The 19,742-nt window shown below is 37.5% G+C and carries 18 protein-coding genes; all 18 read right to left on the minus strand.

What is annotated here, in order from left to right:
• Nucleotides 1-2: 2 nt before the first annotated feature.
• The 18 genes from AAAT26_RS03535 to AAAT26_RS03620 all read right to left on the minus strand — a co-directional run bounded on the left by AAAT26_RS03535 (nucleotide 3) and on the right by AAAT26_RS03620 (nucleotide 19,643).
• The gene (locus AAAT26_RS03535; RefSeq protein ID WP_349208867.1) at nucleotides 3-1,070 is read right to left on the minus strand and encodes a glycosyltransferase; all 1,068 of its coding nucleotides are present in this window, start codon (nucleotides 1,068-1,070) and stop codon (nucleotides 3-5) included.
• Nucleotides 1,067-2,116: an NAD-dependent epimerase/dehydratase family protein gene (locus tag AAAT26_RS03540; RefSeq protein WP_349208868.1), complete on the minus strand. Its 1,050-nt coding sequence runs from the start codon at nucleotides 2,114-2,116 to the stop codon at nucleotides 1,067-1,069. Before AAAT26_RS03540 ends, AAAT26_RS03535 begins: the two co-directional genes overlap by 4 nt.
• On the minus strand, nucleotides 2,109-2,831 hold the full coding sequence (locus AAAT26_RS03545) for an IspD/TarI family cytidylyltransferase (protein WP_012864177.1): 723 nt from the start codon (nucleotides 2,829-2,831) through the stop codon (nucleotides 2,109-2,111). Before AAAT26_RS03545 ends, AAAT26_RS03540 begins: the two co-directional genes overlap by 8 nt.
• A 9-nt stretch (nucleotides 2,832-2,840) precedes the next feature.
• Nucleotides 2,841-3,707 carry a LicD family protein gene (locus AAAT26_RS03550; RefSeq protein WP_349208869.1) on the minus strand — a complete coding sequence of 289 codons (867 nt, stop codon included), beginning with the start codon at nucleotides 3,705-3,707 and terminating at the stop codon, nucleotides 2,841-2,843.
• A gap of 11 nt (nucleotides 3,708-3,718) precedes the next feature.
• A complete protein-coding gene (locus tag AAAT26_RS03555) occupies nucleotides 3,719-4,405 on the minus strand; it encodes a sugar transferase (protein ID WP_349208870.1) in 687 nt (228 codons plus the stop codon).
• A complete protein-coding gene (locus AAAT26_RS03560; RefSeq protein ID WP_349208871.1) occupies nucleotides 4,399-5,598 on the minus strand; it encodes a DegT/DnrJ/EryC1/StrS family aminotransferase in 1,200 nt (399 codons plus the stop codon). The genes AAAT26_RS03555 and AAAT26_RS03560 overlap by 7 nt, the downstream gene beginning before the upstream one ends.
• 77 nt (nucleotides 5,599-5,675) lie before the next feature.
• On the minus strand, nucleotides 5,676-6,287 hold the full coding sequence (locus AAAT26_RS03565) for a CpsD/CapB family tyrosine-protein kinase (protein WP_349208872.1): 612 nt from the start codon (nucleotides 6,285-6,287) through the stop codon (nucleotides 5,676-5,678).
• Nucleotide 6,288: 1 nt separating this feature from the next.
• On the minus strand, nucleotides 6,289-7,734 hold the full coding sequence (locus AAAT26_RS03570; RefSeq protein ID WP_278618033.1) for a GumC family protein: 1,446 nt from the start codon (nucleotides 7,732-7,734) through the stop codon (nucleotides 6,289-6,291).
• Nucleotides 7,735-7,884: 150 nt separating this feature from the next.
• Nucleotides 7,885-9,711: a polysaccharide biosynthesis protein gene (locus AAAT26_RS03575; protein ID WP_349208873.1), complete on the minus strand. Its 1,827-nt coding sequence runs from the start codon at nucleotides 9,709-9,711 to the stop codon at nucleotides 7,885-7,887.
• A 37-nt stretch (nucleotides 9,712-9,748) separates the two neighbouring features.
• Nucleotides 9,749-10,492 (minus strand): polysaccharide biosynthesis/export family protein, encoded by a 744-nt coding sequence (locus AAAT26_RS03580; protein ID WP_156697465.1) that lies wholly within the window; start codon nucleotides 10,490-10,492, stop codon nucleotides 9,749-9,751.
• A gap of 410 nt (nucleotides 10,493-10,902) precedes the next feature.
• Nucleotides 10,903-11,613 carry an ABC transporter ATP-binding protein gene (locus AAAT26_RS03585; protein ID WP_349208874.1) on the minus strand — a complete coding sequence of 237 codons (711 nt, stop codon included), beginning with the start codon at nucleotides 11,611-11,613 and terminating at the stop codon, nucleotides 10,903-10,905.
• Between the two features lies 1 nt (nucleotide 11,614).
• The gene (locus AAAT26_RS03590; RefSeq protein ID WP_008600621.1) at nucleotides 11,615-12,376 is read right to left on the minus strand and encodes an ABC transporter ATP-binding protein; all 762 of its coding nucleotides are present in this window, start codon (nucleotides 12,374-12,376) and stop codon (nucleotides 11,615-11,617) included.
• An 11-nt stretch (nucleotides 12,377-12,387) separates the two neighbouring features.
• Entirely contained in the window at nucleotides 12,388-13,401 is a 1,014-nt protein-coding gene (locus AAAT26_RS03595) for a branched-chain amino acid ABC transporter permease (RefSeq protein ID WP_349208875.1), read from the minus strand.
• The gene (locus AAAT26_RS03600; RefSeq protein ID WP_012864168.1) at nucleotides 13,401-14,282 is read right to left on the minus strand and encodes a branched-chain amino acid ABC transporter permease; all 882 of its coding nucleotides are present in this window, start codon (nucleotides 14,280-14,282) and stop codon (nucleotides 13,401-13,403) included. Before AAAT26_RS03600 ends, AAAT26_RS03595 begins: the two co-directional genes overlap by 1 nt.
• Nucleotides 14,283-14,296: 14 nt before the next feature.
• Nucleotides 14,297-15,445 (minus strand): ABC transporter substrate-binding protein, encoded by a 1,149-nt coding sequence (locus tag AAAT26_RS03605; protein WP_120054626.1) that lies wholly within the window; start codon nucleotides 15,443-15,445, stop codon nucleotides 14,297-14,299.
• A gap of 121 nt (nucleotides 15,446-15,566) precedes the next feature.
• Nucleotides 15,567-17,486, minus strand: coding sequence for an ABC-F family ATP-binding cassette domain-containing protein (locus AAAT26_RS03610; RefSeq protein WP_349208876.1), 1,920 nt, complete (start codon nucleotides 17,484-17,486; stop codon nucleotides 15,567-15,569).
• Between the two features lie 28 nt (nucleotides 17,487-17,514).
• Nucleotides 17,515-18,813: a type II secretion system protein GspD gene (locus tag AAAT26_RS03615; RefSeq protein ID WP_316074062.1), complete on the minus strand. Its 1,299-nt coding sequence runs from the start codon at nucleotides 18,811-18,813 to the stop codon at nucleotides 17,515-17,517.
• Nucleotides 18,795-19,643 carry a hypothetical protein gene (locus AAAT26_RS03620; protein WP_156697460.1) on the minus strand — a complete coding sequence of 283 codons (849 nt, stop codon included), beginning with the start codon at nucleotides 19,641-19,643 and terminating at the stop codon, nucleotides 18,795-18,797. Before AAAT26_RS03620 ends, AAAT26_RS03615 begins: the two co-directional genes overlap by 19 nt.
• Nucleotides 19,644-19,742: the final 99 nt, after the last annotated feature.

Consider the following 19,742-nt stretch of genomic DNA (forward strand, 5'->3'; position numbering starts at 1 on the left):
ACTCATAAAACTTCTAACCAACGTTTAGCGATTTTCCATAGTGGAAATTCATCGCGTACTTTGATTGCTTCCTGTGAAAGCCTATCTGCTAGTGCAGGATCTTTTAATATACTGCGCATAGCTTCATACATAGCCTGCGTATCACCTACAGGCACAAGGATACCATTCTCTCCACTTTTAATTACCATGCGAGCACCGCCTACAGGACAGTCTGTAACTACTGTCGGCAGCCCCATGCCCAATGCTTCCAACATAGAATTTGAAATGCCTTCAAAATCAGAAGATGATACAAACATGGAACAAGGAGCTACCTTTTCTAAAATATTGCTAGCAAAGCCAGGCAATAAAACGCGATCTTCTAAATTAAGAGACTTAATTTGAGCTCGTAGTTCATCCTCTAATACACCTTGACCATAAATAACGAGTTTATATTCTGGAAACTCATCTGCCAACATACTAAAGGCATTAATCATCATAGGCAAATTCTTTTGTGGATGCAAACGACAAGCTGTAACGATTGTCTTTTCTCGTTCCCCTTCTATGGGTGGCGGCAATTTACCATTAATAGGATTGGGAATAATAACACCACGATTTTGCACAGATTTTGGAAAATAAGAACGAGCATCTTCCGTCTGAAATACTAGTGTATCTGCAAATCTAAAGGCAAAGTTGCGCAATGCTTGTTGATGCCAACCAATGGGAACTTTACGTGGATTATTGCGCTCAGAAAACACAATGCGATTTTTTATAAACCAAGAGCTAATCGCTAAGATAAAACTCGATGCAGATAAAAAAGATAAGCATGTCGCATTTGGTCTAGTCTTTAAGATTTTGATTAGTTCTTTTATTTCTTGCATAAAACGAATGACTTTATTAGAGCTTGTAGTATGAATTTCAATTTGTTCAATACTTTCCTCTAACGCATATTCATTACCATATCGATTAGGGCTTGTTTGGATAACTGTAATATGATGACCATCATGTACCCACTGACGAGCCAACTCTGTTAAGATTCGTTCAGCCCCATCGTTACCAAGGGAGATGGTGACAATTATTATTTCCTTTTTCATAAGCCTTCCTCTTGGATATATTCTGCCAGTCTTACATAGGCTTGTGCCATTGATACCTTAGGTTGCCAACCTAGGGATTTTAACTTCTTAGAACTTAAGAACATATGCACTGTCGGTGCATAGCCGAGCCCTTGCACATCTTTTGGAATATCAAAGATGACTTCACTCTTATCATTGCTAACATGAGTTGCCACTAAATGAGCAATGCTTGCAATAGAACGCGTCTCCTCATCATGACAAACATTATATGCTTCACCAGGTCCCCCTGCTTTTAAAAGAGTTAAAAGCCCAGTTAAGGCATCAGTAATATAGCAATAATTCGACATAGAATCGCCCTTTGTATGAAGTATAATGGCTTCTTTTTTAATAGCACTCTTAGTGAACTGCATAAAAACGCGATTATCAGCTACTGGAACACCTGGCCCAAAAGTTTGAGCTAGTCTAGCTATTACAACAGGAACGCCATACTCCACAGCATAGGACTTGCAATAACATTCACAAAGTCTTTTGCTTTCGGAGTAGGAGCTACGAACGTTTAGATGATCCAAATAGCCTATTCTTTCCTCTGTCATAACTTGGCCAGACTCATAAGGTACCCCATATTGCTCCATACTGGATAAGTAAACTAGTTTCTTTACCTTTTGACGGCGACCTAACTCAAGCATGGCCTCCGTACCATAAATAGAGGTACGGATAGTTTCTACTGGATATTCTACAAAAAACTTAGACTGTGTCGGTGCAGCACCATGCAAAATATAATCACATGGCACATCAATAGATTCTAATGAGCCATCTACTATGGTTAACGACTTATTGTCTAAATACTCACCAAGAATATTTTTTGCCTTTTCATGGCTTCGCACATGACCAATCACTTTTAAATCCAGGTCATGAGTCTCATTGGCAAGTATAAGTAATTTTATAAACATAGATCCAATAAGCCCCGTTGCACCAGTTATAAGAATGCGTTGATGACGGAGGAAATGAAAGTAATTTTTTTCCTGTACTAAAGCCGTTAACTCGCGTTGAATAACGGAATTACTCATCTTTTAATCCTCCTAGCTCACGATTTTTAATAATCCCTGTGAACATATAATAATCAGATGGAGTTGTAATCTTTATATTTTCAGTTTCCCCTAACACAGGGTATAAAGTATAACCATAGTGCATCATCATCGATGCGGAATCAATAAAGTCATGAATGCCCTCATCTTTTGCACGATTATGAACTGATATAATATCATCCAATCTAAAACTCTGCGGAGCTTTAGCCATAAGACATTCATTACGATTTAAAATGCGGTTAATAGAACCATTTTGGGTAACCATAACCGTTTCGATAGCTGGAGTAACAGTAATGGCAGAACCCTTTGACTCAACAGATTCTATGTTTCTCTCTATGGTAGAGTTATCTACAAGTGGACGAACCCCATCATGAATCAATACAGTCACCGCGTCATCAGGGAATAAACGCTTAGCCTCTACTAGCCCATTATATTGGGATTCCAAAGCACTTTCACCACCAGGCACAATGGATAATACCTTTTGTAACCCCGCCTTTTCTATGAGTTGTTTAGTATGATCAATCCATTCTACTTTACAGGCAAGAACAATCCCATCAATAGTCTTCGTTTGTTCAAATACATCTAAGGTTTGAATCAAAATCGGTCTACCGTTCCATTCTAAAAATTGTTTTGGCGTCTTACTGTTTTTCATACGAGCACCTACGCCACCCGCAAAGATTACTGCTATTCGTTTCATAGGCCCTCCTTATGGTTGAGCTTCTTTCTTAGCATAATGTATGCCTTTATACTCCTTGTAAGGTGTGTGTAAATCAGCAAATACTGCATCATGTTTTGCTACACGTTGCTCTACAGGTGGTAATTGCATATAGTCGCCCCAAATAAGGCACAAATATCTCTCATACCCTTTCATAACAGGTATTTGATGACCTTCAAAGTCTTTATATACAACAGAAGCAAAGTCCTCTCTAGGATGACGTAGCTTCATACCTTTTAAGCTACCGATTAACTCCGTACACTCATCACTCGTATCAAAGTCGTATTGAGTCATTCTCTTTTCTGCAAATCGCCAAATATGATAGCGTATAGACTGACTTGAAAAGATTTTATAAATATAACCCGCTAAAGCGCGATATGTTGGTCCTTTATTATCAGGCAAACGCTGTGCATTAAAGAGTGCAAAAGTCATGGCCCACATCAACTGCAATGCACGACTAATTTTGCCGGGTGCACAGCCATCGATAGGCATAATTTCAAGTGCCAAACCATGACAAACATCTTCATGCATACTATGACGATTGATAAAGGTCGTATGATTATCTCTAATAGATGCTCCTGCATCATGATAGATGTGATTGCGATCGGTACGACAATACGTAAATCGTTCAGTATCAGCATATTTTGGCCATAATTCAGCTAACTTTTCATAGTCTGGACGAGGCATGAAAAGATCTAAATCATCATCCCAAGGGATAAAGCCGTTATGCCGTATAGCCCCAATGAGACCACCGCCGCAAAGATAAAAGCGCAAATTATGTTTATCACAGAACTCTTTAAAGTACAGTAACATATTCAGCTCTTTTTCTTGTATTTCCTTTGTCATAGATGTACTCATAGGGACCTCTTTCAACGTAATACAGCTAATACTGTATCAATCATCATTTTTATATCTTGTAAAAAAGAAAACTCCTTAATACTCCTTAAATTCCAAGTCATCTTACCCGGTAAAACCTCATTTATATAGACTTCATCAACATTCTGAGCATTTTGTAAAAGTTGATCTTCATCTTTATAAGTAATACTGGCAACACTAGTAACACCAGCAGGTAATAATAAGGTAGCTTTCATTTCATCTGTATAAGCAGCCACATAACGTGGAACCTCAGGTCTTGTACCGACAAAGCTCATATCTCCTAAAAGGATATTAATAAGCTGAGGCAATTCATCGAGACGACAGTTACGAAGCATATTGCCTACCTTCGTAACACGCATATCATTTTGTGATGTCACTTGTGCACCTAAAGATTCCGCATTCTTTACCATAGTACGGAACTTATAGATGCCAAAGGTACGACCGTACTGTGTCACTCGAGTTTGACGAAAAAAAACCTCTCCCTCACTATCTCGTTTAATCATGATGGCTAGTACCAAGAATATAGGGCTTAATGTAATAAGCATTCCCGCTGCCATTACGCGGTCAAAAATGCTTTTACAAAGAAGGCTTATACGCCTTTGATTTAATATTTCAAAATAGGGACGAACCGCTTCACACTGAAGCTCTTTTGGTAGATCATGAAAGTTCTTTACTAGCATTCGGTAATAATCCTTTTAAACTGCTCAATGATATATTGCACTTCTTCATCTGTAAGGAGCGTATGAAGTGGCAATGTAATTTCATTCTTAAACTGGTCATAAGCATTTGGATAGTCATCGATTGTAAAGCCTAAGTTTTTATAAGCAGTATGCATTGGGATTGGCTTATAATGGACATTCGTCGCAATGCCAGCCTCAGCCATAGCTTCAATAACCTTGTTGCGGTATTGCGCATCACGGCCGTCTAAACGGACTAAATACAAGTGACCACTACTTTCATGCTTATCTGTATAATGGTTCAACAATGTAACAGGTAAATCCTTAAATGCTGTATCATAAGCTTCAATAATTTCTTTACGACGTGCCAAAAGTTTTGGGTATCTTTCAAATTGAGCTAGCCCAATAGCCGCCATAATATCCGTCATATTACATTTATAATAGGTACCTTTAATATCATATTCCCAAGCACCTGCTTTTGTTTTTGCAAGAGCATCCTTATCTTGACCATGCAAAGATAGCAATTGGAATTGCTTGTAGATAGCTTCATCGTCATAACCATCTATGTGGCGCCATGTAGCACAACCACCTTCAGCAGTAGTAAAATTTTTTACTGCATGAAAGGAAAAGCTACTAAAATCGGCTATATTACCTGTTGGCACCCCTTTATAAGAAGCACCAAAAGAATGCGCACAGTCCGCTACGATAGGAATATGACCTAATGCTGATTGAATATCATTAGATGGTATAAAGAGAGATTTCTTTTCCTCTACAATGGATCGCAAACGTTCATAATCACAAGGCACACCCGCAATATCTACAGGGATGATAGCCTTTGTTTTTGGTGTGATAGCCCGAGCGACTGCATCGTAATCCATTTCATAGGAGTCTTTTTGTGTATCAACAAGCACTAATGTAGCGCCCACATGAACTACAGGACTCGCACTAGCGGTATATGAGTAAGCACTAGTTATGACTTCGTCTCTAGGTCCAATTCCCAATACGCGAAGGGACATTTCAAGCGCTGCCGTAGCAGAGTTTAAACAAACGGATTTAGGTGTACCTAATTGGTGAGCTATCTTTTTTTCTAATTCTTTAGTACGAGGACCTGTCGTAATCCACCCACTTTTTAAGGCTTCAACGACTTCATTGATTTCTAACTCTGTAATATCTGGAGGAGAAAAATTAATTCTCATATAAATCACCTCAATACTTTCTGTACCATATTGATACGCTTGATTTATCACATAGAATACTGATTAAAACAGTTATATTAAGCATCAATTACGATAGATCCTAAAAGAGAAATACCTACTTGTGAAAGGCGTTTCTTAGCTTCAATCAAATCTTTTAGACTAGCTACTTCATTTTTAACAACTAACACAACACCATCTGATTTTTCTGCCAATACAACGGCATCTGTAACAGACAATACTGGTGGTGTATCGATGATAATCACATCATATTCATCACGTACATACTCAAGAATCGTAGGTAATTTGCTGGAGTCTACAATGTCAGATGGATATTCAACAACTTCACCAGCCGTAAGCACATCCAAATGAGGCACTACATTACGATGAATCGTCAAATCTTCATCCATCATTACCGCATTTGTAAGACCTTTATTTTGTACATTAAAGGCTATATGTTGTGCTGGATTGCGTAGATTGCCATCTACTAGAAGAACTTTATTATTATTTTTAGATAAAGCTAATGCTGTATTAGCTGCCACTTCAGAAGTTCCTTCACCACTAGTAGCTGCAGTAATGCAAATAAGTTTACATTTATGTTGGTTACATACATATTGAAGATTGCTACGCAATATACGGTATGCTTCCACAAGTGGCGTATCACCACGTTCATTAGAAATTAGTCTAATCATATTAACCTCTCATTTTGCGCAACAATGCTACGATACGATTACTAGGCTCCTCGTATTCTTTTTCGTTATGATTTGGAATTACGCCCAAGTTTTGAATGCCAAGAATATCATTAATTTCTTGTACAGATTGAACTTTGCGATTACCGAAGAATTGGCCCAATGTATAGAGGCAACCAAAGATGAAGCCTAAAATGGCAGAGCCTAATAGAATAAGAATCTTACGTGGTGCAATCGCCTTTTCTGGCAATGTAGGAGGATCAACGATTTGAACTTCATTTGGTACCATAACCTCTGCTACCTTCGCTTCTTCTAAGCGAGTGGATAACATTTGATAGATATCTTGTGCCACATCTACATCACGTTTTGCTTGGATATAACCACGTTCTTTTTCAGGTAGTCCTTTTATAGCTTCTTCGTTTGCTTTATCTAACTCAGCTAATGTAGATTGTTTACCTTGAGCTACAGCTAACGCAGCTTCATTTTTAAACTTATCCGCTAGCAATCCTTGTTGTGCAGAATTGCTTGAAGGTGCTTGTTGAGATGCAATGGCATTAATTTCAGCATTTAGACCACTTTTAGCTTCTTCAATTTGTTGATTAATTTCTTTCATCGCAGGATGTTCATCAGTATATTTACCAACGTAAGAAGCTTTACGAGATTCTAGATCTGCTAACTGACCCTTGTAGGCTTGAACCGTAGCACTATCAGCGATGCTTTTACCTGCAGAACCTAATTGCTCATTGATACTGCCAAGTGCAGCTTGTGCCGTTTCTAAATCGAGTTGATTTTGAGCCTTCTCACGATCAATTAGAGTAATCTTATCAGTTAAGCCTTTCATCTGATCAGCTGTAGAGTACACCTTATTATCTACTTGGAATTGTTGCAATTTATTTTCTGCTTGCTCTAATTCAGATTTCGCAGTAACAACGCGTTTTTGTAAGAATTCACGAGTAGTTCGTTGTTCAACATGAGAAATTTCGGCAAGACGTTTCAAGAAGGTATCAATAAGTAATTGATTAGCTTCTTGTGCTTGCTCAGGACTCTTACCAGTTACGCTTACTTGTAATAACTCGGTTTCTTTATACGGTTTAGTTTCAATGCGAGTTTTAACAAAATCTTCATATGTTGGCGCATTACCAGTACCTTCAGGATCTTCTATAGCAGTAATTACTGGCTCTACTACATTACGACTTTTTAAAATTTCTGCATCTGTGTTCATCAATTGACGAGACATAGAATCAGAATAGGCATTAGCACTAGATAATACAGAATTGCTCAAACCTTGAGCTTGTTTAATGCGCAACATCGATGTAGATTGATATGTAGATGGTGCAAGAAAGGCATACGCACCACCTAAAACCATACATGCTACCGTAATATTAATAATTTTACGGCGCTTTTTAATGAGGACTCTGCCCACCTCTTTTAAATCAATAATTTGTTCCACCCATATACCCCTTTCTGTAAAAGTATACAAACAACAGGGTCTCTCCCACTTAAAATATTAACTGTACCTAACCCTCTCAATAAAAGCACAATGTATCAAAATTAAAATGGTCTTATACATATATCGGGTAATAAATGTATCGTCCACGACTTATACATTATGATTTGGGGCGTATGTAGGAATGATATCCTGCAACACATTAATTACATCTATATCAGTTTTACATGTATGAAAACGCTCTATTTCACGACTTAGCCATTCTTGATTAACATCTTCTAGAGCTGCTTCAAAAATTTTCTTATGCGTAGTAGTATTCGTACCTTCTTCGGCAGTCAATAATTCTTCGTATAACTTTTCACCTGGACGTAATCCAGTAAATTCAATACGAATATCCTTATTAGGCTCAAAGCCAGAAAGACGAATCATATTCTTAGCCAAATCGACAATTTTAACCGGTTCACCCATGTCTAAAAGAAACACTTCGCCTCCATTCCCCATGGCACCAGCTTGAAGTACTAATTGACTGGCTTCAGGAATAGTCATGAAATAACGTGTCATTTCTGGATCTGTAACGGTTACAGGGCCACCGGTTTCAATTTGTTTACGAAATAAAGGAATAACCGAACCACGGCTACCAAGTACATTACCAAAACGAACTGTTATAAACTTAGTATCATATGTATGATTCATACCAAGTACAACTTTTTCAGCAACCCGTTTTGTAGCGCCCATAACACTAGTTGGATTCACCGCTTTATCCGTGGAAATCATAACAAATCGATCTACCCCATGAGCTCCGGCTACATCCGCAACATTACGAGTACCATAAATATTATTTAATACCGCAGCAATTGGCTGTATTTCCATAAGCGGCACATGTTTATGAGCTGCTGCATGAAATACTACATCAGGATTATAGTTATTGAAAATTTGTTCTAATTGATTCTTATCGCGAATATCTGCAATGATTGGAACCAAGGTATCTTGGGGAGCAATATTGCGCAATTCTTGATGAATAAGATAAATACTATTTTCACCATGACCTAGGAGCAATAGCTTTTTAGGTTTTACACGTAAAACTTGACGACAAATTTCAGAACCAATAGAGCCCCCCGCACCAGTAACTAAAACTACTTTATCTTTAAGATATGTTTCAACCTTGGACGTATCGAGCTGAATCTCATCACGTTCCAATAAATCCTCAATTGAAACAGGATGTAAATGAGATACAAGAACTTCATCATCAAGCAATTGGTACATCCCCGGTAAAATATTGATTTTACATTTTAAAGGAGAACAGATTTCCATGATTTCTTGAATAATATCTCGCTTCACGGAAGGCATGGCAATAATAATTTCTTCTACCTTATACTTAGCAACTAATGCTGGAATATCTTCACGATTACCGAGAATTCTAAAACCATTCATAAGACGATTATGTTTAAACATATCATCATCAACATAACCAATCACTCGACGAGAACGCTTATGATATCGTTCAATTTCACGAGCTATAGTTGCACCCGCATCACCGGCTCCTATGATCAATGTATTCACTTGGCCACTTTCACCATCGTCCCCACTGCTATAGTGAAGGGCCACATAATGAAGCAACATACGTCCCATACCAACAGCGCCTGTAGTAAGGAACCATGTAATAAAATAGACAGAACGTGGTAATGACTTACCAAATACAAACATAGAGAAATAGAATAAAGCCGTACCAATTGTAGTCGCTACAAATACTGCTAATACCTCTCGCATCCCTGCATAGCGCCAAATACGTGTATATAAATGCATTATCAAGAACATCAACATATACGAAATAAGTAATAACGGAAGTGCATCCACCATTTGATTAATATATTGAGGTTCTATGTGTCCATCAAATCGAATAAAAAGACTGATAAAAGCAACGATTACAATCGTCACAATATCGGTAATAAACAATATGGATGGTAATAAATATGAACGCAAAAAAACGCCCCCTTATATGATAGATATCGCCTTATCTTTAATCCTTACCTATTCGTGATACCATGTAAGCCCCTGTTAAGATTGGAGCAATATCACGAGCAAAGTTGATGCGACTATTCTTAGTTAAGTAAAGAATATCACCTTCACGCATGATGTAGTTTTCAGACATATCTCCAGTTTGTAAAATACGATTCAAATTGATAGGAATCGGTTTCTCTGGATTATCTTGATGAATCAAGTAAATTTTCTTCTTTGCTGTATCCCAGTTAAAACTACCTGCAGCCCCAATCGCATCAATAACTGTACTAGATTTAGTCAACGTATAGGCGCCAGGCTTATTAATTTCACCAAATACATATACGCGAACGCCGCCCAATTTCGATACATTTACTGTGATATCAGGATTAATGATATAACGAGACAGACCTTGCTGTAACTCAGCTGTAAATTCATCTACAGTTAAGCCATCTGCTTTTACGGCACCAACCATAGGGAACGATACATATCCATCTGGTCTAACGGTATACACAATATCATTACCATTACGCGTACCAAGCTCTGCCTGCTGAACCACTTGAATATTCAGTTCATCTCCTTGACGCAGACGATATTCTTTATCAGAGCTAATTACGGATGCACTAGTTTCCAATGGGGCATGGCCTTCCATTTGTACATTCTTGGCATTATAAGGCTGATTAGTATTTATATTAACTGGCGCAGCCATAGCCATTGTTGTAGTACATAAGAATGCAGCCATCATCATATACTGTTTCTTCTTCATACTTACCTCTTTTTCTATTCAACTTATTTAATTCATCACTTAATTATTGATGTATCTTATATCTAAAAAATCAGTCATGCTATTTTATCATTTTTTTAAATATACTTCTACAAATCTAGTATGTTCCAAGCGAACTTCATAAAACCTTCAACAACGATTCCTTAAAAATACAGTATTTTCAATATATGTTCATTAATTATTATTTGCTGTTTTCATTCCTAATTCACTAGTTTTATTATTGAAATTTGTAAAAATAATAAAATATATTTAAACTCACTTCATTATCAGCTCACATAGTTCTTCTATTTATATCAGAATTAGTGATAAAAAAATAAGGTGTATATACTAGAAATCTAGTATATACACCTTATTCAAAGTTTTTGACACTAATGATCGCTCTATATAATTAATTATTCAACACGACCGCCTAAATAAGCTTCCATAACGCGAGGATTATGGCGAACTTCATCAGCAGAGCCAGATAATACCATTTTACCAGTCTCCAAAACATACGCATAATCAGCAATCTTCAATGCTTGACGCACATTTTGTTCTACTAAAAGAACTGTTGTTCCATCAGCGCTGATTTCTTTAATGGTTTCAAAAATCTCATTTACTACTAAAGGTGCAAGGCCCATAGATGGTTCATCTAATAATAACAATTTTGGACGAGCCATAAGTGCACGACCAATAGCTAGCATTTGCTGTTGACCACCTGATAAAGTACCACCCAATTGATAACTTCGTTCATCAAGAATAGGGAATCGTTTAAATACCTTTTTGATATCTGTTTCGATTTCTTTATCTTTACGTGTATAAGCACCCATTTCAAGGTTCTCATAAACACTCATATCTTGTAGAATTTGACGTCCTTCAGGAACTAAGGAGATACCATTTTGTACAACTTGATGGGTTTGGCGACCTGTAATATCTTGACCTTCAAAAATCACTCGACCAGATGTGGGTTTTACAAGTCCCATAATAGTCTTCATCGTCGTAGTCTTACTAGCACCATTAGCACCAATAAGAGATACAATGGAACCTTGTGGAACTTCTAAACTTATATCTTTTAAGGCTGTAATATGTCCATAACCAGCCACAATATTTTCTAGTTTTAACATATTACACCTCCTCTTTACCTAAGTATGCTTCAATTACAGCTTCATTATTTTGAATTTCTTGAGGTGTACCTTCAGCAATTTTCTTGCCAAAGTTAAGTACTACCAAACGATCACAGATATTCATCATCAATTCCATGGCATGTTCGATAACCACAACGGTAATACCTAGGTCACGAATCTTGCCAATCAATTGACGCAGAACTTCAGTTTCACTATCATTCATACCTGCTGCCGGTTCATCAAGCAAGATTAACTGAGGGTGTGTCGCTAAGGCACGAGCGATTTCAAGACGACGTTGCTTACCATACGGTAATGATGTGGCAACCTCTTCTGCATCTGCTTCAAGACCTACAAGCTTTAAGAACTCATAAGCAATACCACGACAACGCTCTTCTTCAATGCGTTGACGTTTTGTTTTCAAAAAACTAGATAAGAAGCCAGAGCCAGTACGACAATGCATACCGGTTAAAACAGTTTCAAGAGCTGTCATATTGCCAAAGAGACGAATATTTTGGAATGTACGAGCAATCCCCATTTCAACAGTTCTATGAGGCTTGATGCCTACAACAGACATACCATCAAATACAATTTCACCAGAACTTGCAGGGAATACACCAGTAATCAAGTTGAATAGTGTGGTCTTACCAGCACCATTTGGACCGATGACACCAAATACTTCACCTTGTTTAACGCCAAAAGATACTCCTGTGAGGGCTGCAACGCCACCAAAGCTTTTACTTACGTCATTTAATTCTAATAGCATTCAGTTCCCTCCTATCCTTGTTTTTCTTCTTGTTGTTTGCGTTTATATGCTTCAAAACGTTCTGTTAATACTTGTGACTCTGGAATATATAGAGCCTTTTTAAAGCCTAATTTGCGACTAATTTTATCTACCATAGATTCTGTCAGAATACCATCTGGACGAACGGCCATCAAAATGACTAGTAATGCACCATAGATGATGTCCCGATAGTCGGATAAGAAACGCAATACTTCTGGTAATAATGTAAGAATAAAGGAACCTAATACGGAGCCCCATACTACATTGGAACCACCAAATACAGGGAATAACAAAATTTGTACTACTTTATGGTAGCTGAAATCTGTAGGATTAATAAAGTTTGTAATATGCGCATACAAACCACCGCCAATACCAGCGATGAAAGCACCAATGATAAAGGCCATCATCTTGTAGTATACAACGTTAATACCCATCAATTCTGCTGCATGATCATCAGCCTTAATCGCTGCAAAGGCACGACCCACACGGCTATTATTAATCCGTACACAAAAGGCGATAATCAATACTAAAATAGCTAACAAAATAATGATAGCCATTAGATTGCCCCATGCAACAGCATCAATGCCCATTAAACCATCGAGATCAAATTCATAGGCATAATTTGTCAATTCTTGAGGAATGGATGGAATACCAGAAAGGCCTAATGCACCATTTGTAATATCCAAATTCAAGAAAATAACACGCACAACTTCGCCAAATCCAAGTGTAGCAATGGCAAGATACAAACCTTTAAGACGTGTTGTTGGCAAACCGATAATAACAGCCACAAGACTAGCAACTAAGCCACCAATAATAATGCCTACAACGATAGGCAAATCAGCTTTCAAAGAAAGAATAGCGCCTACGTATGCACCAACACTCATAAAGCCAGCAGCCCCTAAAGAAAGCTGTCCACTTGCCAGTGTGAAATAAATTGAAATACCCATGATGGCATTAATGATGAAAAACATCACGATCTGTAGATAATACGGGTTTAATAATTCCATTACGGTCTACCCCCTTTATCTTTAGATCCAAACAAGCCTTGTGGGCGCCAGAATAATAATAGGATAATGAGACCAAAGGCCACAGCGTCACGGAATGTAGATGCACCATAAGCAACAGAGAAGATTTCTGCTACACCTAAAATAAAGCCGCCAACCATGGCGCCTGTAATATTACCAAGACCACCTAAGATAAGTACTGCCAGACCTTTAAAGCCTATAATAACACCCATAGTAGGCTCAATAGCATTAAAGGACAAGCCTACCAATACACCTGCCGCTGCACCTAAGGCAGATGCAATCATAACAGTAATAGATATAATCATTGTTGGATTGATACCCAAGAGAGCTGCTGTTTCCGTACTCATGGATACAGCGCGAATAGCCTTACCAATCTTAGTTTTCTTAATAACTACATTTAAAATCAGCATTAGCACAACAGAAACGCCTAAACCAATAATTTGTACCATAGAAATTTTGAAAGCTCCAAAGTCGATTAGGCCACCAATATAGTCTGGTGGGAATGATCTAGTTTGAGGGCCCCAAAGCAATAATGCCAAACTTTCAAGGAAAATAGAAACACCAATGGTACTAATAAGTGGTGCCAAGTGAGACACCTTTTTCTTGCGTAGTGGACGAAGCGCCACAAATTCTAAAAGATAACCGAGGATAGCACCTACAGCCATAGCTACGATAAGGGCTACAAAAATGTTAACGTTAAAAATTGTTACCATAAAAAGACCAACGAAGGCACCTATCATAAAGATGCCTCCGTGAGCCATGTTGATAATATTCAAAACACCGAACACAAGTGTTAAGCCAATAGCGAGTACAGCATATAAGCTACCGAGGGTTAACCCGTTAACTAATTGTTGTAAAAACACTATACTACCTCAACTTATTTTGTTAATGCGTCAAATTGACCGTTTTTAATTTGTAATACTTGAACTTCCATAGAAGGATCGCGTTTTTCGTTGAATTTGAATTGGCCAGTTACACCAACGAAGTCAGCAATATTTTTCAATGCTTCCCGGAATTTTTCGCGATCTGTTGTGGACCCTGCTTTTTTCAAAGCTGTCTCATAGAGATATACTGCATCATATGCTTGAGCAGCGAATTGGTCAGGTTCTTTACCGTATTTAGCCACATAGGCTTTACGGAAATCTTTAACCTTTTGGTCTTCTTTGTTAGGGAACCATGGCGTACCAACAATAACACCGTTAGCAGCATCGCCAGCAATTTTAATGAATTGTGGGCTGTTGAAACCATTGGAGCCAACTACAGGTTGATTCATACCCATTTCACGCATTTTTTTCATGATTAATGCGCCTTCTTGGTAAAGAGAAGCAACTACAATTACATCAGGTTTTGCTTGTTGAATTTTAGTCAATTGTGCAGAGAAGTCAGTATCTTTATCTGCAAATGTTTCAGTATCAACGATTTGTACACCTTCAGATTCCAATGCTTTACGAGCTGTATTATTTACAGATACCATTTGGTCATTGTTGTTGGAGTACATGATAGCTGCAGTTTTGAAGCCTAAAGTTTTATGTGCTTCTTTAATTGCAGTATCTACTGCCAAGGATTCAGGTACAGCATTACGGAAAATGTAATCGCCGATATCCGTAATACCTTCAGCCGTTGTAGATGTACCAAGCGCTACTACTTTACTTTTGTTTGCTACAGGCCCCGCAGCCATCATTTCACCAGATAACATAGGACCGATAACTGCTACCACTTTATCTTTTGCAATTACTTTGTTCATCGCATTGATAGCTTCGTTTTTATCACCTTTAGTATCTTCTACTAATAAGTTAATTTTTACAGCATTTGCATCAGCATTGATTTCGCTTACTGCCAATTCAGCACCAGCTTTAATGGATTCACCATATGCTGCCGCACCACCAGTTGTTGTTGTTAATAATGCAATTTTAGCTTCATTGCTATTTGCACTACCTGCATCTTTATCGCTACCACAACCAGCAGCAATTGCCATTACACCAGCAAGGCCAAAAATGGCCGCTTTTTTTAACATGGATTTATTCATGTTACACCCTTCCTTTAAAACATAAAACTTTAAATCTATACCTATATTATGAGAATATAAAATAGTTTGTCAATTAAAAGATAATGATTTTAATTCCCTAATAATATATACATTAAATAAGTTATTCACATAGACGTTCCCACTTCTTATACAAGGATTCCAACTCTGTCTGAGTCTCTTCAATTTGTGTGGAAATTTTGGACATTTCATCTAAATCTTGTTGTACTACAGGATTAGCTAATTGTACCTCATACATCTTCATCGTCGCCTCTAAACGAGCAATTTCAGCTTCTACCTCAGCCAATTGTTTTTCTACCATATAAGCATTCGGCTTCTTCTGATTTTCCTCCGTAGTTTCTGATACTGAAAGCATTGACTCATTAATAGGAGTAGCTTTACTATCACGCTTACTGCTATCAGAGTTTTTCTCATTAGCCAATGCTAATAAATCTTCTTGCTCTTTCAGCTTTTCCTTATAGTATGAATAATTACCGAGATACTCTGTAATTTTACCTTCATCTAGAATTACTGTTTTTGTAGAAACTTGATCCAAGAAGTATCTATCATGAGAAATAATAAAACAAGTCCCTTCAAATTGTTGCAATGCTTCCTCTACAATTTCTCGTGTAGGAATATCTAAATGGTTTGTCGGTTCATCTAAAATTAGAAAATTATCTCCTTGAAGAAATAATTTAAGCAAAGCTAAACGAGCGCGCTCACCACCAGATAATTCACCTACTAGCTTAAATACATCGTCCCCTTTAAACAGGAAAGCCCCCAGCACATTACGAGCCTTATCCTCGCTGTAGTTAAAGTGATTCATGATCTCTTCCACTACCTGCCAAGAATCATGCAATTCTTCGTGTTCTTGTGAGAAGTAACCGACTTGTACGCGATTGCCAATATCCACATGACCAACTTCAGGAAATAGTTCTCCTACAATGGTTTTCACCAGTGTAGACTTACCCGCGCCATTAGGTCCAATAAGCGCTACTGATTCACCTCGTCGAACAACAAGAGAGATATCATCAATAATACAACTTTCACCATATCCGACAGATAAGTGATCTAATACTAAAACCTTATCAGCACTCATCGCAGCAGGAGGAAAAGAAAATTGTAAATGATGTGAAGTAACAGGTGCCTCTAGCCGCTCTAATCGATTTAGTTGAGACTGACGACCACGAGCCATTTTAGACTTGATACCAGCGCGGTATTTATCTATATAAGCCCCTGTTTTCTTAATATACTCCTGCTGTTTTTCATAGGCCACCATATCAGCCTTTAAACGTTCATCACGTTGTTGAATATAGCGACTATAGTTACCACGATAGGTTGTGGCTTTGTGATTATCTAACTCCACAACACCTGTGACGATACGATCTAGAAAATATCTATCATGGCTGACAATGAGAATACCACCTTGATAGGCAGATAAGTACCCCTCTAACCACTCCAGCATATCCATATCTAAATGGTTAGTCGGTTCGTCTAAGAATAAAAAATCAGGACTACGTACTAACGCTTTAGCTAAATTGATACGCGTTTTTTGACCACCTGAAAAAGCATTAGCCGGCTTATCTAAGTCATCATCAGTAAAACCAAGACCATAGACTATGCGCTTTGTCTTTTGCTCGTAGTCATAGCCACCTAGCCATTCTAGACGATTCTGTAAATAATCTAAGCGTTGTAAATCCGATTCGCTAGCCTCTTCGGTTTCCAAGCGACTAGTGAGCTCTTTTAATTGTTTTTCCAATGCATGAACATCAGCCCAAGCTTTTTCGATTTCCGTAGCAAGGCTATCATCTCCAAGATTTACATCTTGTTGTAAATAGCCAATACTAGCAACAGGCGACTTGACTACATTACCTTCATCGAGTTCTTCATAGCCTAATATGCACTTTAACAAGGTAGATTTCCCAGCCCCATTAGGGCCTACCAATGCGAGTCGATCCCCTTCTTTTATCTCAAAAGACACATTGGAAAATACTTGGCGCACCCCAAATGATTTTCCAAGGTCTATCATTCGAATGCGTTCCATTCACAACCTCCTAATCATTTACTCTTCATTATACCACAGTTGCCCTCACTAACATTAACATTTCTATAGAATCTTTTGTTTTTCGACTATGACGGAATAATTTTCCTAACAAAGGGATATCTCCCAAAATAGGTATTTTTTGTATTTGATGTTGATCTCGATTATCCATGAGTCCACCAATAACTAACACTTCTCCTGGTTGTAATCGTACTCTTGTATGTGCTTGACGTGTGCTTATTTTGTAGGCTTTCATTTCAGATACCATAATAGGTGTACTCACTTCTGCATGTATTTTAGCATCTACACCACCATCAGCGGTAATGATAGGAGTGTAATTCAACTTAATGCCCACCTCTTCATAACGAGTAGAACGCTTTCGTTCGCCATTCACTTCTGACTCTTCTATAACAGGTATTCTTTCACCTATCAAGATATGCGCAGTCTCACCATTGAGAGCCATGATAGATGGTTTTGCAATTAAAACGGCCTTACCTGAGCTTTCCATAAGACTTAGCTCTGGCTTTACAAAGAACTTATAGGCTTCCCCAGTCGGTGTTTTACCAAAAGTAACAGCGCCATAGGAATGTGTTTTGTCTTCTCCATGTCCAGTTAAGCTGAGCCAAGACCATCGAAAACCCTGTTCTTTTGCATAAGATTGTTCCATGGCAATGATGGTAGCTTCCAATTGCACTTGTTTTGGTTCCTTGTCGATAGCACGTACTAAGGTTTCTACACGTCGCTTTTCTCCGCTCGTCAAATGCATAATTACTTCATTTTGTTCTGAAAGCACTGCCATTTTATCATTTTTTACCACTGTGCCTACCACATTTTTTAAAGACTCAGCCGGTAAATGTTCAGGTGATATAACATATAGTTCTCTTTTTTCAAGTGTTTCATCATCAGAATCAATAAGAAGTGTGTTATGCTCCTTCAATACGGAGAAATGATATAACTTACCTAATTCATTAATAATCCCTTCTGGGGATTCTCCCGTTACAGTGGCCGTAACAGTCCCTTTTAACGACTCTACACCAATAACAGATATACCGTAACTACGACAAATTCCTAAAACGGTTTCCTTTAAGGATGCATTGCGTACAGAAATCGTTATGAGTTTGTTCTCAATATTTTTTTCATTTTTAGCTACTTCACCACTATTTACAATGTTTTCAGAACTACTAGTAGTTATCCTATCAGTACCATTAGCAAATACCATGAAGGGAGTTACAAGCATTACGACCATCCATAAGCTTATTTGCAATATAACTGTCACTATAATCTTATCTATACATTTTAGACCTATAAAGCTTAATCGATTTTTAGCCACCGTGATGAACCTCCTTCAATAATTTCTACACCACTTGCAGTTATCTTAGATACTGATATTTCTTTCCACACACTTCCTATACTAACCATTTGTTCCTCTGTACCTTTTCGTAAAATAGCAATATTCTGTTGTCCCTCAATAATACCTATAAGCTCTATGGGATGTTGTTTGATAGGATTACTTATAGAAGGTTGTATACTAGATTCAACTCGTCTAGCACTAATATCTTTAGCTTTTAATTCAATATAATTACCACTATGCTTTTTATTATTTCTTATTTGTTGATATTTTTCATTTCTACGACTTTCATCTACCTTTTTCTCAAAAGTCTTCATTGAATCATCTGACTCATGTAAATCATTATTTATATCAACGAAATTGCCATTACTATCTTTAGTTATCTTATTCTGACCAAGTAATTCATCTATAGGAATATCTTTAAAAACCTCTCGCCAAGGATTTGCTCGCTCAACACCGGTAATATCATATAATAATCGTCCATGAACATCGCTTTTTACCTCTCTATCCTTTACATTTTTTATATCACTTTCATCTTTAAAATAGTTCTTTCCTTTCCCATTTCTATTATCATGTGTTGTTTCTTTTGATAATTTTTCTGAGCCTCGTTCAATTTGATTAGCATCTCTACCATTAGATTGATCTAAACTAATATGAACATTTTCCTCCTCATGTGGATAAAAAATACCAATGCCTAAAAGGGCAACCGTAATGATAAAGAAAATACCAAGTGCAAACTTATAGTGGCGCATAATAAAATGCTGCTTATCAATCCACATTTTCATACGTTCTATATAGTCTTGTAAGTTCATAATCCACCTCCTGCTGACATATTCTAGGAGGCTCTTTTAAAATCCTACAAAAAAATGACTCTACCAGTCACCAAGGTGACTAATAGAGTCATTCATTAT

Source organism: Veillonella parvula, assembly GCF_040094895.1.
GTDB classification, from domain to species: Bacteria; Bacillota; Negativicutes; order Veillonellales; family Veillonellaceae; genus Veillonella; species Veillonella parvula_L.

What these genes read in the sequence shown, in the direction of transcription:
- AAAT26_RS03535 (WP_349208867.1), bottom strand. Translation starts at nt 1,070, where the DNA reads ATGAAAAAGGAAATAATAATTGTCACCATCTCCCTTGGTAACGATGGG.
- AAAT26_RS03540 (WP_349208868.1), bottom strand. Translation starts at nt 2,116, where the DNA reads ATGAGTAATTCCGTTATTCAACGCGAGTTAACGGCTTTAGTACAGGAA.
- AAAT26_RS03545 (WP_012864177.1), bottom strand. Translation starts at nt 2,831, where the DNA reads ATGAAACGAATAGCAGTAATCTTTGCGGGTGGCGTAGGTGCTCGTATG.
- AAAT26_RS03550 (WP_349208869.1), bottom strand. Translation starts at nt 3,707, where the DNA reads ATGAGTACATCTATGACAAAGGAAATACAAGAAAAAGAGCTGAATATG.
- AAAT26_RS03555 (WP_349208870.1), bottom strand. Translation starts at nt 4,405, where the DNA reads ATGCTAGTAAAGAACTTTCATGATCTACCAAAAGAGCTTCAGTGTGAA.
- AAAT26_RS03560 (WP_349208871.1), bottom strand. Translation starts at nt 5,598, where the DNA reads ATGAGAATTAATTTTTCTCCTCCAGATATTACAGAGTTAGAAATCAAT.
- AAAT26_RS03565 (WP_349208872.1), bottom strand. Translation starts at nt 6,287, where the DNA reads ATGATTAGACTAATTTCTAATGAACGTGGTGATACGCCACTTGTGGAA.
- AAAT26_RS03580 (WP_156697465.1), bottom strand. Translation starts at nt 10,492, where the DNA reads ATGAAGAAGAAACAGTATATGATGATGGCTGCATTCTTATGTACTACA.
- AAAT26_RS03585 (WP_349208874.1), bottom strand. Translation starts at nt 11,613, where the DNA reads ATGTTAAAACTAGAAAATATTGTGGCTGGTTATGGACATATTACAGCC.
- AAAT26_RS03590 (WP_008600621.1), bottom strand. Translation starts at nt 12,376, where the DNA reads ATGCTATTAGAATTAAATGACGTAAGTAAAAGCTTTGGTGGCGTTGCA.
- AAAT26_RS03595 (WP_349208875.1), bottom strand. Translation starts at nt 13,401, where the DNA reads ATGGAATTATTAAACCCGTATTATCTACAGATCGTGATGTTTTTCATC.
- AAAT26_RS03605 (WP_120054626.1), bottom strand. Translation starts at nt 15,445, where the DNA reads ATGAATAAATCCATGTTAAAAAAAGCGGCCATTTTTGGCCTTGCTGGT.
- AAAT26_RS03610 (WP_349208876.1), bottom strand. Translation starts at nt 17,486, where the DNA reads ATGGAACGCATTCGAATGATAGACCTTGGAAAATCATTTGGGGTGCGC.
- AAAT26_RS03620 (WP_156697460.1), bottom strand. Translation starts at nt 19,643, where the DNA reads ATGAACTTACAAGACTATATAGAACGTATGAAAATGTGGATTGATAAG.